Raw genomic sequence first — 16444 nt, 5'->3', positions numbered from 1 at the left:
ACGCAACCTTTCATTAATCATACCGGTGACTGAAATGAAGAAAGTCATACTCTCCTTATTATTTCTCGGCGTTATGGCGTCATGTTCAACACCCGCAATGGCCGCTGATGCCTGCGAAGTGGTTTTATGCATGTACGGTAAAACAACGGGAAACAGCGGCAGCAGTGAATGTCATTCCGCTGAACGGGCATTCTTTAATATCGTGAAAGAAAATAAACACGGTTTTCTTCCTGACCATACGGCCGATGCCAGAAAATCGTTTTTACTTGAATGTGATTCGGCAGACCCGGCGGCTATCAGTCAGGTTATCAGTAAATATGGCCGCGTTCGTGGTTAATACTGGCGAGACGGGCACAGAGCGTGACGGTTTTCAGGTTTTTACGGCTTCTGTTTTTCGCGGATTAAGGAGCGAAGAAACAGGGGCCGTAAAAATGAGGCAGCGGACAGAAATATTTTCGCGGGTTAAGGAGCGAAAATAATTCAGGCACCGCGCCTCACCTGCAAACAGCCGCGCCCACGCGGATTTTGCAGGCCGGGGGGAGCCGGATAAATTTCGCCGCCCCAGCGAGCGAAAAGCTGTCGCCCACGACAGCGGTTTATTTGGGGGGCATCGCCCCGCACACCGTCGCAGCTAAGTCTCCGGCCAAAAGCCGGTAGCGTGGCGCGACCACCCTCTTTAAAGGTCAGCTTCCCTTTTATTCCCGCTACGAGGAACGAGTAAAGGGAATAAAAAGGCGAAAGCGACCGTCTTAAAGGGGGTGGTCGCGCGTAGCGGGCGACGGTGTGCCGCCGTTGACCCTGGGGGTTTTGGCGCGGCGTTCAGCCACGACATTACCCCCATGTGACAGGCAATAAGGGCGTCCAGCCCGCATGTACTGGCACACGCCGTTTCGTGCAGGGAAGCATGCTTTTCTGCATATGGCCGCAATGCGGCCACCTTCTTCGCCCCATACGCTCGCCCCGCCTTTTCGCCCGACACCGTGGGGCGAACTGATGGGGTGATGTGATGGGGTGAATCGCTGACGAAGGAGGCACGATGATTTTAAATAAGCTTACCGCTTCACTGTCGCCGATAGTGAACGGGATGCTGGCGCTGCTCGCTTTTGTGCAACAGCAACAACTGATGCTGGCATTATTAGCGGGGCTGACGATGCCGTTTTTTGCATCAATGAAAAACGATGAACGGCAGAAAGCCCCACTCTGGAAAAAGCTGATTATGGCTTTTTCCCTGCTGTGTTTTCTCTCCGGCACGCTGGCTCCGATAGTTAGCGGATCCTTTCAGTGGCTGTATAAAATCAGACTCACCAGTGATAATTCAGCACTGGCGTGGTCAGTACGGATTGCTTTTACTGTAACCGGGATTATTTTTCATATTATGCTTCGTCGGGTGTTCACGCCGGAACTGGACAGAATAAAGAAACACCTTGTTAAAAAGACCACCCTTGAACGGGAATTACGTACTGATGTCCGCACCGTAAAATCCCTGCTACCGGAAACACTGCATTATGACCCGCTGCATTATATCGACCTGAGTAAAGGGCTATTTATCGGCATGGACAGGGAGAACGAACCAATGTATCTCCCGTTAAAAGACTGGCAGAAACAGCACGCGGATATTATCGGCACCACCGGAGCCGGTAAAGGGATTGCCACCGGGATATTGCTTTATCAAAGTATTCTGGCCGGTGAAGGTGTGTTTGTGATGGACCCCAAGGATGATGAATGGGCACCCCACCTTTACCGCAAAGCCTGCGAGGATGCAGGCAAGCCTTTTGCTTTGATTGACCTGAGGAAACAGCAATACCAGCTAAACCTGATTGAAGATATCACGCCCGATGAACTGGAAGAGATGTTTGTTGCCGGTTTCAGCCTGGCGGAAAAAGGTCAGGAATCGGACTTTTATCGGATCGACGACCGGAAAGCCGCCCGTATGGCCGCACAATTTGTCAGTGATAACCCATCGGCAACTCTCCGTGATGTTTATAACGGTGATTACGTTCAGGGTATTGCCGAAAAAATCAAAGCGTTCTTTGGGAAGATTGAGGAACTGGCATTACTCAATGCCATTAACTCACCAGAAGGCTTTTCGCTTAAGCACATATTTGATGAAGGCGGTTGCTGTTATGTTGTCGGCTCCATGCGAAACAGCAAAATTATTACCGCCCAGCGCATGCTGCTGGTTCGCCTTTACCAGCTGGCAGAAAAACGCGATCGAGTAACAGACGTCCCCCGCCCTATTGCTGTTTATCTTTCCGAACTGAAATACCATTTATCCAGGCCAGCGCTGGAGGGATTAGGCGCGGCACGCGATAAAGGCGTACATATTATTATGGACCACCAGTCCATTGCCGATTTAAAAGACTGCCCGGCAGATTTGAAAGGGGACGCCGTTGTCGGTGCAGTCGTTGAAAATGCCAAATTCAAACTGGTTTACCGGGTTATGGACCCGGATACGGCGGACTGGGTGGCGAGAATGTCAGGCACGATTCTGGTGGATGATGAACTCCGTAAGGCTAAGACGGATAATATGCTGACGGAAACCATCGACAGTGAGCGCACAATCCGCCAGGCCGAACGTTTCTTTATTGACAGCAATATGATCCTGAACCTGCCCGATTTTGTCAGCTTTATCTTTACGACAAAAACGCTACCTTCTGCTTCACTGATCTCGCCGATAAAGGTCAGAAAGCGTCAGCTAAAAATCTTTTCGGTTTCCCCTGATATTGCCGCAGCGGCAGCCCCGGTGAAGACCATGCTGGATTTTGGCGAGGATGATAAACCAGCCATGCCGGATGTGATGACAACGCACCTGGCTCTTTTCTTCGACGAAATCGAAGTAAAACCGGTAAAGCCGAAACCTGATGATGAAGAACACCTGTCCCCGCTGGATTTTTAAGGAGCGGTTATGCTGATTTCGTCCTTTCACGAGCGCCAGACACGTAACAGCGAAAAAATAAAACGACTGCTGAACTTCCTGAAAGAAGATACCTACAGTGATTTTAAAACACTGATGCAGTTATTTGGTTTCCGGGATCATAAGTCGCTTTATTCGCTACTGGCAAAAACAGAACGAATGGGGTTAATACAGAAGCATGTGCTTGAATCACGAACAATGAAGATCTCATTATGGGGGATCACCAGCGACGGGCTGGCGGTGGTGTTAACCCCGGATGATAAAATCTTTCCTGCTCGGTTTGAACCATCAAAAATCACCGGCTGGACGCTGGAGCACCATCTTGATAATCAGGCCGCCAGGCTTATTCTGGAGAAGAAAGGCGCTTCGGGATGGATTAACGGCGACCGGGCCAGCTTTCTCAGCCAGTATCAGGTAAAACATCGCCCGGACGGGTTGATCACCTTGCCTGGCGGCACCGTGATCGCCATTGAGACCGAGCGCCGCCTGAAAACCAGAGCCCGTTATCAGTCGATCATTGCCAGCCACTTACTGGCCCGTACCCGCAAGCAGTGGATTTACGTTTTTTATGTTGTGCCCGATTTGCAGAAAAAACGGGCGCTTGAACTGCTGTTTGACAGCATAAGACACGTTATCATTAATCATCAGCATATTCTGCTGAAAGAGCGTCATCGCCATGTTTTCCACATCTATACTCTTGCCGAACTTCAAAAATTGGATTTGAAGCACTATGCCTAAGCTACATAAGTTATAGTCATCTAAACAACTGGGTCTGATCGGAGCGGTCATTACAATCAATGAAGAAAGCAACCTTATCGTTTGAGGGGCATTCTTGCTGAGGCTAGCCAGTACTGGTAGGCTTTTGCTTATGAAAATATGGTTAACGACAGTAACTACATAAAGATAAAGTGGACTAAGCGGCGGGGAATCAAGAGCGCACAAGTGGTGGAAATAGCGACAAAATTGATTTATAAGATATTAAAAATTCTATTGGTAATCTTATGACAGCACTCTATGAGGTCGCAGAACATCTGACGAAGCAGGCTAAAGCTAGTCATAGAAAAGGTGCGCAAACGATAGTTCTTGCTGATGCTTTTGCCCGCTCAGCATTTAACCGATACTATTATGCGTGTTTTTTGTGCATAAGAACCTTTGTCAGCAGTATAGAGGCCAAATGGTCCAATGTTGCACACCTCGATGTTCCTAACTTACTCAGAAACAATGTTAAACAAAAAATTGATGCAGAGTTAAAGAAAGGGGAAAAAATCGGCATTCTTACACCTGGTGGATATCAGTCGAAAAAAAGTATGGTTCTTACATCCCTTGAGATCATGGCATCTACAATGTCGTTAGCTTATATTGTGAGGGGTATAGTTGATTATGAACCTGAGATAAAAATAATGTTTAATGAAGGTGCATTTTCAATTAATGCCACATCAGTGGCTGAAGCTAAAGGATGGTTAATGACTATAAAAACTGAAGAAGCAAAGATAAAAAGAATCTTACAGGAGGTGGGAATTGTATAGCAAAGAAATGCTAGAATATATCTTAGGCAAATACCCAATAATTTCCGTAAGGGAAGTGAATGATTTTAGCGAAACCATTTTATTAGATATCCCTATTAATAGATTATCACCAGCAGCAAAAAATGGCTTCATAACGAAGCGACAAGTGTCAAATATTACAAAAAAAATTGAATCTGAATTATCGGTTAAAGTACTCGTTTCTTATTCAACATCGCAGAGTAAATTAGATATAGAAGCAGGGTTAAAAGCTCTTGCAAAAGCTAATTTCAAAGGAAAGAAGATTATCGATTTAGACGTCTCATTTGAAGATGTTAAAAATGCCAGCGTATATATATTTTCTATGAATATGTCTGATGAGGACAAGGAAAAATGGGGATTACTAGCGGGAGATTATTTTAGCAGCCTAAATATAAAGTTAAATGCATTAATGTATGAGCAGAAGAATAATCCAGAACCTACATTAATGATCATGTTGAGAACAATGAAAATATTATATCCATGCGATTTACCCACAATGAAAAAGGCATTGGAAGATAAAGAATATCATATAGAATCGTCAGACTGGCTAAATAAAAAACTAGATTCATTGAGAAAGAAAAATCTAATTATAAGAGATCGTGAAGGCACCTACAGAATGACATATCTGGGTCTAGAATTAGTTCCGGTTACAAGATCTAAACAAAGTTCCGATGTCGATAGAATTCTGTATCTTGCAAAGAAACACTTATAATGTTATTTTTAACGTTGGTAGTGGCGTTCACGAGGGTGTGTATCATACCCATTTGTGAAGGTCGCGTACAGAATGTGCGCCTGTGAAGCAGCAGGCGCTCCTTCGAAACGCCTGCTGCTTCACAGGCGTCATCAACGAAAGCCTCATCAGCTTTGCTTAAGGACTGACCTGGATGAAAACGCCACTACCGCTTCTATTCTCATATAATGATGCCCAACAATTTCTTGGCGCATTGTCTCCTGAAGTTCGTGACGTATATTCCCCTGAAATTAATAGATTGTTTGACAGGGGATTACCACCTGTCGTGTCATGGAGTGTACTATCAGTAGCTATTGGTGTTAGCCCACATTTTATTAATTCAATTATAAAGAATAAAGATAAATATTATCGTATTTTCCCAATCGCAAAGGGGAAAGGTAAAAAAGTAAGAATCATTGAATCTCCAAGGGTTGGGTTAAAAATCATTCAATCATGGTTAGCACATCACTTGGCGACGAATGATAATATTCCAGTGAGTGATTCGGCATATGCATTCATACCTGGTAAAAATGGAATTTATGAAGCGGCTTTCAGGCACTGTAATGCAAAGTGGGTTTTATCAATTGACTTACGTGATTTCTTCCACTCTATAGATTTTGACAGGGTTATCAATGGGTTGAGAAATACTGGGTATACTTTTGAACAATCCGGTAAAATAGCAGCTATTGTTACTTATAAAAATAGATTGCCACAAGGTGCTCCAAGTAGTCCAGTATTATCAAATATAGTATTTAAAGATACTGATGATAAGATTAATGATATTATTGCGGATAAGAAAATTATCTATACACGTTATGCAGATGATCTAACATTCTCTAGCGATGACCTCAGTATTGATGTTGAAAATTTAAAGCAAAATATTATTAACTTACTGGAAAATGAAAATTGGACCATCGCAACTGAAAAGTTAAAAATTTCCAAGATACCAAATAGACTTAAAGTTCATGGTTTTCTTGTTCATGATGTCAAACCGAGATTGACTAAGGGATATAGAAACAAATTGAGAACGTATGAGCATCTTCTTCGCAATGGAAAGATTATCGAATCTGATTTAAATCGAATTCGTGGACACGTAAATTATGGAAAGCACATTGATAAGTTAAATGATGAAAATTAAACCATTGTTTTATAGTTCACTCTAAATGTAACATTCGAAATTATAATGCAACCTGCTCCCTCTTTATAAACATTATATGTATTAGCTCAGACCTGATCTGACAGTTACCGGTTATTTATACAGGTATCTGTCAGATTACATCTGGCTTAAATTTTTCTCGGCCCAGATGCGCTTTCCATCAAGTAATGTTCCCATTGGCGTCCGGCCACAGCACATTTTCCCCTGATGAGTTCGCTCATTATTATAGTGAGCCAGCCATTCATCAAGATCCGATTGTAATGTATCAAGATCGCCATATAACTTTTTGCGGAACGTCACCTGATAAAACTCGTTCAGTATCGTTTTATGGAACCGCTCGCAGATGCCGTTGGTCTGTGGTGACATCGCCTTAGTTTTTGTGTGTCCGATGTCATTTATCGCCAGATAAAGCTGATAATCATGGTGGTCCACTTTGCCGCAATATTCTGTACCTCAGTCTGTCAGTATTCTCAGCATCGGCAGGCCCTGAGACTCATAAAATGGCAGTACACGATCATTCAGCAAATCAGCCGCTGTAATCGGTGCTTTGGTGACGTAAAGCTTGCAGTGAGCCACCTTCGAGTACGTATCAACGAACGTCTGTTGATAGATACGTCCGACGCCTTTCAGGTTGCCCACGTAGAACGTGTCCTGTGAACCCAGATAACCTGGATGAGCGGTTTCAATCTCACCACAGGCTTCATCATCACTGGCTTTACGTTCCAGCGCTGCGATCTGGCTGTCAGTCAGTTCAATGCCGTCACGGGCCACTTTTTCTTCCAGCGCTTTCAGGCGTTTTTTGAAGTTCTCAAGGTTATGACGTAACCAAACGGAACAGACACCGCTACCGGAGATAAAAACGCCCTGTTTGCGCAGCTCGTTACTGGTCCGGTGCTGGCCGTGAGCCGGGAACTCAACGGCATAATCAACAACAGCCCGCTCAGTGGCATCATCAATACGGTTCTTAAGGTTTGGTGCGCGACGACTCCGGTTTATCAGCGCATCCACGCCACCTTCATCGGCCAGTTCACGGTAACGATAAAATGTATCACGTGAAACGCCCATGATTTTACAGGCTTTCGATACGTTGCTGAGTTCTTCCGCCAGATTGAGCAAACCGGCTTTGTGTTTGATGACTGGATTGGTAGTATGAAGCATGAGAGTTACCTCGTGTTTTGTATAAGGATTCGACACCCATATCAAAACCGGTAACTCTCAGCCTTTCAAGGCCATGTGTCAGATCAAGTCGCGACTAATACAATTTATACGATAATAGAAACAGGGGTTTTAGATAAAAAAATTAAAAAACATTTTATATTTTAACAATTTGCGCCATATCTTCGCTCTTGTTTTATTGCGAAAAAAAAATAGGTTTCTTCCTATAAATAAGAACTGGGTCGTTACTGGCCCAGTTCTTATTTGATGGTTAAAATACTAAATAAATCACGTATTATTTAAATCATCAACAGGCACTACAACACCAAACTTCTCCAATTTAAGAAACTTGGCACCCAATATTTCCGAAGGGATTTTACGTTGGAGCAAGCCAAAGAAATTGTCGTCATGTGTTGATATTATTATTTGTTTATTGAATCTAACGGTAATACTTCTAAGAAGATCAATTGTGGATAGGATATTAATTGAATCCATTGATTGAATTGGATCGTCAATCATAATCACATCAATTACATTTCCATTATCATCTTTTGCATGCAAAGCACTTGCTAAAAAGACACTAAGGCTTAGAATATTTAATTGCGCCGCACTAAAGAATAATATTGGAGATACCATATCACCTTTTTCATCACTGACAACTATATTAAGACCAGGTTTATCTGATGAGTCAAAATCTGGGCGAAACACCACTTTCTTAAGTGATGGATGTGGATCTATTCTCTTATAAATAGAATTAATGAGTTCCTCATAAAAGAAAGATTTTATCAAGTTTCTAAGTTCCTCTATTACTTGATTTCGTTCCTTAGTCAGAGCTAAATCAACTTCTTTTCTTATTTCTATAAGACCTAAGGTTTCATTAATATCATTCTGTAACTTAATACTTTTTACAAACGACTCTGCTGTTTTCAAAAGCTTTGATAATAAATCATATTTTCTAAGCCGTTCCTCTAGACCATTACAAAGCCTAGTTTCTATATCAAGTGAGCTTATCAAGAAATCTTTCAATTCAACTAAAGATTCATATTTTGGCAGTTCAAAATGCTGTTTTAATAATGATGAATAAGATTGTAAAACCGCTTCTGATTTAGAAATATGATCCTCGATATTCTCTTTTTCAGAAATCATTTCTTCATAATCCAGCCACATTTCATCGGCTATCATAGCTTTCTGAAGATCTTTTAACTGGCCGGTAATATTATCAATCTCAAAATTGAGTCTATTTATATTTTTAACGTAAAAATGGCGTCTATCATCATAATGTTCTCTCAAAAACTCCGATGACAAGCCATTTTCTTCAGAGTAAGCTTTTGTTTTTAAATAGTTAGATGATGACATCATTTCATGAATTTGCGTATTAAGCAAATTGATCGCCCCACTTAACTCTGTAATCAACGTTCTTTTAACGTTAATATTTTTCGTCAAGGTCAGCTTGTTTTTTATCACTTCATTTTTCTTGGCCTCTAATTCTTTAAGTTCAGCATCTAAGCGAGCTAATAATTCATCTTTAGTTAGTCCAGCTACAGTCTTCTGCAGCTCGTTTAACTGATTTTGGACAGACTGTTTTTCAGCTAAAAGTGCTGTATAGTGCTGTTCTTCTCGATGTATCTCATTTCCTTGTTGATTGACCTTTTTACTTAAACCCTCAAGTTTACTCATTTTAATTTCAAGGGCTTTCTGTACGATGGATTCTATCTTGCCATTTAACTCTGACTGCCGTTTTGAGGATATTTCGAGCTTAGCTGTATTCTCTTTACTAAGCATGGATATTACGTCAGTATTTGTTACTTGTTCTCTAAGAGAGGACTCAGAGTCATGCGGTTTATGACATAAAGGACATATATTAGTCGGCCATAAACTTAAGTACTCAAGGCCCGATGCAATTAGACGTTCGTGAACTCCCATTTGTGCAGAAAGAGATTCTTGTGTGTTACGAATTGATTGATCGTGTAGGACCAATATATTTATTTCTTGCGATAAGTTGTTTACTTCTTTTAATAAATCTGACGATAAGTCAATTAGACTTAAGTCTGATGAAAGTAATGATTTGGCGGTGATTGTTAAATCTGATACTTTGTTTAATTCAGATTTGTTTTTTTGGTATTCTGATCTAACTTGATTAAGTTTATGCTCTAATTCTGTTTGCGTAGAAACTATATTTAAAATTTTATTTTGTATATTAGATATATTAGAATAAGTAACCGCAGTGTTTTCTAACGTAGAACGTATAGATAAACATCGGTTGTCGATTGAAGATAAATCAGCATCATTTTGGTTTCTTGTTTGGAATAAATTATCAAGAAGAGTTTTTTCATTTTCATAATCATATGAAAGCTCTCTATGTTTCTTTCGAGCTGATTCCAAGTTAAATTCCAAGCTTAAAAACTCTTGGGATAAACCATCTAATTCTTCTATAAAATTTAAGTTCTGACTTATCTTTTTCTTTTCGATAGTAAGTTTTTCAAGAGTAGACTGAAATGCCTTATAACGACCGACATCTTCTATTCCTTTATTTATTTTTGCTAGTCTATTCTTTTTCTCGATAATCTGGGTTGTACGAAAACTGATATCAGGAAATTTTAAAATATACTCAGAAATCGAATCTCTCAATATTTTTTTCTTGCTTAAGGAGAAATTTATTTCGTGACTTCTTGTGATTATTTTTTCCAAAAGCTCATGCTGTGTATTAACTATAGTTGTTTCATCTACTAATGGTAAACTTTCACCTCCTGCTACAAGTTCAGATGCTATTTTATTAAATTGTATAAATGTTGACGCATCAACAGGCTGATCTAGTTGTTCCTGAAGTTCATTTTTGTTTTTTTCGAGATTTAACAAAACCGCCTTATTGTCATTCAATAGTATAGTTAGCTCTTGTCTCGCCTTTTCCCAATCACCTCCAAAACTCTCCATAAACATCTTATAACGATCTTGCGGCTTTGCTTCTTTTAAAAAACGATCTATTTCATCTTGACTAAGAACCACTTTTCTAAAATAGCCATTGATTTTATTTTTATTCTCACCGATTCTTATATCTCTAGAATCAGAACGAACTGATCCTAAACTTTGTTCGAATGGGGTTGGTAAAGTAGTGAAAACAGTTACACGGGTAGGAATATCGTCTGGTACATCTTTATTACGTAGTATTTTTTGTGCAACACCGTCCTCTTTCGTACTCCTGGCAGCTTGCTCATAATTTTTTTTATTATATTCACCCGCAAATCTATCTAAATTATGAGTAATAGCCCATTCAACCGCATCATAGAATGAACTTTTTCCAAAGCCATTGGGTGCATAGATCGCTACAAAATTGGATGGAGTATCATCTTTATTTGTAAAATCGAAAGTACCATCTTCCTTGAATCTGTATGCTCGAAAGCCTTCTATTTCAACTTTTTTTATTTTCATTTTTATTTGAACTCACTAGATTAATAATTTTATCAATTCTGCTCATACGCTCATCTCTCGACTCAACCTTTGAATCTAAAGGAGTTCCAGTTATATACTCAATTAATGATAACTCTATCTCCTTCTTATCCTCTATTTCAGTTAATTCTAGGTCTGCGCCTAGCAGATGATTGTTCAGAAAAGTTACAGTTTCGGAAATACTTGGCAGAGTAGTTAACCCGTCAATAATTAATTTTCTGACAGAATACTTATCATTATCTATAAGGTACTTATCCCAAATCGGTAATTTTTCGGAACAAAAGAAAACTAAATATATATTCCAAAGAGCTAATTCATCTTTCGGTTGGTAGTAAGCAGATAAATAATTCTGAATCGCTGTCCAATTCGCAACCAAGTAATTAGCGCTCTCACAATAGCATGCTACGCATGAAATATAAGATGAGTCATCATTAGAAACAAAAAAATCGAAATTCGCATCAGAAAATCTAGATTTAAGAAATTCTAAATCAAATTCTTTATTTAATAAATTCATTAAAGCTTTCCTTAAACGTCTGAAGTTGGTCTAAGCCAGCTTCAACTTCTGCATACACTCTCTCTTTGTTTATAACACATTTTTTTCTCAGCCCTTCAAGATGCGTTAATACAAAACTCTTATACATCTCTTTTTCAACTTGATCGATAGGAGCAAGTGGACCTGAATTAGCGATTCGCGCAATATTCCTTATAACTCTATCGACTTCAAAATCATCCGGTAATAATTCTGCTCCATTTTCTGGAGATGCCACAATTACTATACCATTTTTATCTAATAACTTTCGAGCAACTTTTAAGATTACATCAAGCTTTCCGACCCAATTACTTCCATCCGGAGTATAAAGAATTCTCCTACGCCGCTCTAAACTTTCTATATAAGAACTATTGGCAATACTTACATTATCAAGAATTGCGCAGATTATCAGAAATTCAAAATATGCAACCCATAATTCTTTATTTTTAACATCGTCAACTTGATATGGACCTACTAACAAATCAGTTTTGTATTTGGACATTAATTCAAATGGGGGTGGCATACCTTTGTCTATAAGTTCATCTGCAAAAATATTTAATGCGTTTTTCAGATTCAGAACTCTATTCTTATCAACAACATTAAAATCGAAGATATATTCTTTTAAGCGTGAAAAACACTCCAAATAAGCGGGAACCATTGGAGCAGCACTGTTTAAATTAATTATTTCTTCAAAAACAATTAAACTTTTACATTGTATACGTCCATATTGTAGATCTTGACGAATACTGTCCATCCCAAATTCTACACCAACAAGGAGGGGATATTCATTAACTATGTAATACATTCCACCGCCAGACATTCCATCGATTGCGGTTTTAGAGGGACTGCCTTCTATCGTGAAGCTAATCAGCTCCTCCCTTACATCTGTTACATGCCCGTCATAAATTTTCAGCGGGGTAGCGCTTAGTCTCTCGGTTCCCGGAAAACCAACAAACTTTAGCAAAGCCGAATTGGGTAATGCTATTGCAGGGAAGGACTGCTGAGCAACAGCTGGTACATATTCAATTTTGATTACAGCACAGTCGCAATGCTCTTCCTGCCCCACCAATACACCAAGCACTCTAAGACTGTTACCATATTGATTAGTAACGATATTTTTACTACCTGATTCCGCTAACACATGTTTTGCTGTGAGTACGTATGAATAATCTTGAGTCATCGCATTAACAAGAACACCACTGCCCTCGTTCACGATCACTGCGTTAGAAGCCATCAAATTTGAAGCGGTCATTTTATAGCCTAATTTCTCCATTTAATGCTACCAGGCGAGAAGAGTACAATGGAACCTCATTTTCGTGAAGCATCTCCTGGATAATGTGCGAATAATTGAAGCCGATTTTGCCTTCTCCTGAAGATAAAATCCGTGCAATAGTTCTCTTATCAGGAAGTCCGTGCTTACTCCCATTAGTGGATATAATGAAGTTTTGCGCATCTATGAGCGACAAAAATTCAGGGCTAGTATTATACTGGCTACCATGATGAGAAATTTTCACGAGGTCGAGTTTGAGCTTGTTACCTTCATTAAAACCAAGAGATCGTAAATTACGGACAATATTTTCATCATGTGAATCGCCCAAAAAGATCATAGCCTTACCATCAGCTTCAAGGATGAAGGCAATTGAGCTGCCATTATAAACAGATTGATCACTCTGGAATTTATCATTAGACAAAATATCCTCAAATTTCATTCCATAATCCCTTGAAGCACCGGATGTCGCAACCGGATCTGGCTCATCTGGCCACTTATGAAGAAGGCTACGTAGATTATCTTCTTCAGGGGATAAGATCGTGAATGTGAACGGACCCCTTGTAAACTTCTGCCCCGCAATAACTATGGGTTGCCGTTCGCAATTGATTTCATCAAGTAAGTTTTCCAGTTTCTTCCCTTGCCTAGCACTTGTCTGCGTTGAGTAACTTTGAAGACAGACATCATTGTCTGAAATTTCATCAACCTTAAAATGTTTGGTGATAAATCTTGAAGAGTTAAACCAGATAGAAGAAGCCATTTGGCATAGGTAACCTGGTGTTTCAAAAGCCCTAAGCAAACCACCGATATGATCATCATCTATATGGGTTAAGATAACCAAGTCAATTTTCTGACCTTCTTTTTTCAAATCATCGAGTACACATTTAAGCTCACCACTGTAGCGCCCTTGAGCCCCAAACATAAATGTGGCGCTATTACCACCATCAATTAGCAAGTTGTAAACACTATCTGAGCTCTTATAACTAACTAAGAAACAATCACCATGATTTGCTTGCAAGACTCGAACACTAATTCCCATAACTATTTCCTTATGAACTGGAACCATGACCAAACCATCTCAATACTATTAATACAAAAGTCCTAAATAATTTCAACCAATTGATTATTATATGATTATACAATCTATTCCAGTGTACATAGGAAGAGTAATGTCTGAATCGCCACGGGTTTAACAGACACCTCTCAGTCATTGTGTGGACTGCCCCTATGCCGGTAGACGATCCTGCCCTATAGTTTGAGCATAGCAACTGTCTTTAGCCACTCATTACGAAGCATGGTGATGATACAAAGGATCCCCATGCTTCATTCTTCTTTAACATTGCATTCAGAATGGTCAGTAGTTTTCTGATACAGGCAGTTAATGCGACCTTTTTAGGCTTTCCGGCAGCAACCAGCCGCTCGTAAAACTCTTTAATTACAGGATTGTGCCGGGTCCCTACCAGCGCGGACATATACAGGGCCGTACGGACTGAAGCTCGTCCCCCAAATACCGTGCGTCTACCTCGCATTGTCCCAGAATCACGATTGACTGGCGCAACCCCAATTAGCGCACTGATTTCACGACGTGACAGAGATCCAAGTTCTGGAACTTCTGCAAGTAGCACAGCCACAGTCGCCGCTCCAACGCCTTTTACGGCACGGAGTGAAGTGGCACACTGAATTTGGCCACCTGCACAGAGGTGATAACCGACGAGCTCCCGCTTTATCTCTGGTTTTAAAGCTTTTTTCAATGACGTCTTTCAGCGCCCGGCATTCCAGACTGAGATCGGCAAACATCTGTTTGAGTCGGCGGTTTTCGTCCTCAAGATCTTTCATCTTTTTGATATCAGAGGCTTCCATACCGCCGTATTTTGCTTTCCAGTTGTAATACGAGGCCTCCGATATTCCCGCTTCGCGGCAGACATCTTTGACGGTGCGTCCGGCTTCAACAGACTTCAGAACGGTGATGATCTGGTGCTCGGTGAATCGGGCTTTGCGCATGACGATCTCCTCAGAGGACATAAACAGTATGTCGGAAGATCTCTAAAAGTGAATGGTTCGTTTTGCAGGGAGGCTTACAAGCCAAGTCGTAACTGCATAATCGCGCAGACTAAACTTTAGGCGATATCTTATTGCCTTCTTGAATAATCCATGAATTTCAGTCACATTTAGATTTACAAGTACTCAACCAGGACTGATGTTCCTGATGGCGGTAGCGTTGTCAGGATTCACATGAGGGATATCGGTCTGGTTAGAAAGCGAATGTAGTATAGATGTAAAGATTGAAAACCATGTTGATCGAGCAGTGTGTAGATCAGTAGCACTAGCATAGGGAGACACTTTGGTACAATTTGCGAGACCAGCAACGCATTTAGACCTTAGTCTTCGTATGGCTAGGCTTTTAATAGGCCTGATTTTCTCTGACAGAAATGATTCATAGAACTTTAAAAGCCTTACTCGGGCTGGTTCGCGAAGTATATAATCAATCATGCCCCAAAACATTTGACAAAAGTCTGTTGTTGATTGTTCTTATTCATCTTGTGCTCGAAAGCATAATAACAAGTGACCGTGTAAATACCCTGAAGGAACAACATGAACTCTTCAAAAAAAACTTTCACTCAGTCTGTATCTTATGTGAAATTTAAAAAACAAACGCAAGACACTTTTGATTTTTCTGTTCTGGTCTGTTCTGCGGTTCCAGTATTGAAAAGAAATATTATCCTTTTCGAAAAAGGAGTTATAAATGAAATCACCAAAGCAGACTATTATCAACCTAAGGGTGACATAAGCAGTGAGAAACAAAAGAATATAAACACTGATTTAAAGCGACGGGCTCAGGGGTACAAAAACAAACTGTGCAAATATACACTACTTAGTAATTTCAGTTTTTTTGAATCATTTATTTATGAAATAATATCAGAGCTAATATCTTTCCATGGCGGAATAGATGAATTAATTAATAAATCCAAGTGCAGAACCCTTAACAATATAAATTCAGATGATAGCTCAGTAGAAAAAAACAGACGACGATTAAGAAATATAGATGATGTAAAAGGGCACGCCATTGGTGTATGTAAAACTGCAACTAATAATCTTAAAAGGGGAGATTATAGATTCCCTAGCGAAATGTTCTCAGCATTCGGGTTGAGAGTAATATCAGAAAAAAACTCAAATATAAAATCATTTGAAATTCCTGATTTTTTAACCAATGGATTCGCATTCGAATTAAATGATGACTCAGTTGAAACATTTCACAATATAAGAGAGTTAAGAAATAAAATTGCTCACGGTGACACTGTCAATTTGGACTTGACCGACATAACAGAAAAATGTAAATTTCTTTCTAGTTTAGCGAAGGATTTTGATCAACATCTGTCGAAACATTTTTTTATTTCGGAAAAATTCGTTTAATCCAGTGATGTATTTTAAAATAGCGAACTTGGCGTTGCCTTGTTCTCAACTTAGAGATATTCACTTTATGTATAAAACCGTTACCATGAAGACATCACTCAATTCAAATTGAGTTTACTAAAGATATCCACCCGCCTGGATTAGCTAATTAGGTAAGAACTTAATACTGGCTGGGTGGTAATATAATTCATCATCAAACCTTAGAGGTGTGTATAACACAAAAATGATAATGTGAATTTATTAAGATATATCTAAATAAACCAAATAACTCCCCCGGGTTTATATGGTTAATTT

At 39.9% G+C, this 16444-nt stretch carries 11 protein-coding genes and 2 pseudogenes; 7 read left to right on the top strand and 6 right to left on the bottom strand.

All coding sequences use genetic code 11. From position 1 onward, the window contains the following. Nucleotides 1-34 precede the first annotated feature (34 nt). From K7H21_RS09835 to K7H21_RS09810, 6 genes are all read left to right on the top strand, one after another. Nucleotides 35-337, top strand: a complete 303-nt coding sequence (locus tag K7H21_RS09835) for a TrbM/KikA/MpfK family conjugal transfer protein (protein WP_012541159.1) — start codon at nucleotides 35-37, stop codon at nucleotides 335-337. A 699-nt stretch (nucleotides 338-1036) separates the two neighbouring features. Then, nucleotides 1037-2896, top strand: coding sequence for a type IV secretory system conjugative DNA transfer family protein (locus K7H21_RS09830; RefSeq protein ID WP_077139339.1), 1860 nt, complete (start codon nucleotides 1037-1039; stop codon nucleotides 2894-2896). Between the two features lie 9 nt (nucleotides 2897-2905). Further along, nucleotides 2906-3652 carry a MobC family replication-relaxation protein gene (gene mobC, locus K7H21_RS09825; protein ID WP_077139340.1) on the top strand — a complete coding sequence of 249 codons (747 nt, stop codon included), beginning with the start codon at nucleotides 2906-2908 and terminating at the stop codon, nucleotides 3650-3652. Between the two features lie 263 nt (nucleotides 3653-3915). Then, entirely contained in the window at nucleotides 3916-4440 is a 525-nt protein-coding gene (locus K7H21_RS09820; protein WP_077139341.1) for a hypothetical protein, read from the top strand. Next, a complete protein-coding gene (locus tag K7H21_RS09815) occupies nucleotides 4433-5170 on the top strand; it encodes a hypothetical protein (protein WP_077143825.1) in 738 nt (245 codons plus the stop codon). Before K7H21_RS09820 ends, K7H21_RS09815 begins: the two co-directional genes overlap by 8 nt. Before the next feature lie 172 nt (nucleotides 5171-5342). Continuing rightward, complete coding sequence (locus K7H21_RS09810) at nucleotides 5343-6326, top strand: reverse transcriptase domain-containing protein (protein WP_077139343.1); 984 nt, start codon at nucleotides 5343-5345, stop codon at nucleotides 6324-6326. 135 nt (nucleotides 6327-6461) lie between these two features. Here the strand turns inward: K7H21_RS09810 and K7H21_RS09805 are convergent. The 6 genes and pseudogenes from K7H21_RS09805 to K7H21_RS29340 all read right to left on the bottom strand — a co-directional run bounded on the left by K7H21_RS09805 (nucleotide 6462) and on the right by K7H21_RS29340 (nucleotide 14740). After that, nucleotides 6462-7502: pseudogene (locus K7H21_RS09805) on the bottom strand (IS481 family transposase). Nucleotides 7503-7787: 285 nt separating this feature from the next. Beyond that, nucleotides 7788-10925 carry an AAA family ATPase gene (locus K7H21_RS09800; RefSeq protein ID WP_077139344.1) on the bottom strand — a complete coding sequence of 1046 codons (3138 nt, stop codon included), beginning with the start codon at nucleotides 10923-10925 and terminating at the stop codon, nucleotides 7788-7790. Next, nucleotides 10906-11457, bottom strand: coding sequence for an ABC-three component system middle component 1 (locus K7H21_RS09795; RefSeq protein WP_077139345.1), 552 nt, complete (start codon nucleotides 11455-11457; stop codon nucleotides 10906-10908). The genes K7H21_RS09800 and K7H21_RS09795 overlap by 20 nt, the downstream gene beginning before the upstream one ends. Continuing rightward, the gene (locus K7H21_RS09790; RefSeq protein WP_227516830.1) at nucleotides 11441-12745 is read right to left on the bottom strand and encodes an ABC-three component system protein; all 1305 of its coding nucleotides are present in this window, start codon (nucleotides 12743-12745) and stop codon (nucleotides 11441-11443) included. The genes K7H21_RS09795 and K7H21_RS09790 overlap by 17 nt, the downstream gene beginning before the upstream one ends. Beyond that, entirely contained in the window at nucleotides 12726-13778 is a 1053-nt protein-coding gene (locus tag K7H21_RS09785) for a ComEC/Rec2 family competence protein (RefSeq protein WP_077139347.1), read from the bottom strand. Before K7H21_RS09785 ends, K7H21_RS09790 begins: the two co-directional genes overlap by 20 nt. Before the next feature lie 235 nt (nucleotides 13779-14013). Beyond that, a pseudogene (locus K7H21_RS29340) lies at nucleotides 14014-14740 on the bottom strand (transposase). Nucleotides 14741-15331: 591 nt separating this feature from the next. Between K7H21_RS29340 and K7H21_RS09770 the strand changes: the two are divergent. Beyond that, entirely contained in the window at nucleotides 15332-16150 is an 819-nt protein-coding gene (locus tag K7H21_RS09770) for a HEPN domain-containing protein (protein ID WP_077139348.1), read from the top strand. The last annotated feature ends 294 nt before the right edge of the window (nucleotides 16151-16444 follow it).

Origin of the sequence: Klebsiella sp. CTHL.F3a (assembly GCF_019890895.1) — a bacterium.
Classification (GTDB): Bacteria; Pseudomonadota; Gammaproteobacteria; order Enterobacterales; family Enterobacteriaceae; genus Klebsiella; species Klebsiella grimontii.
This window is presented reverse-complemented; position numbering and strand designations above follow the sequence as displayed.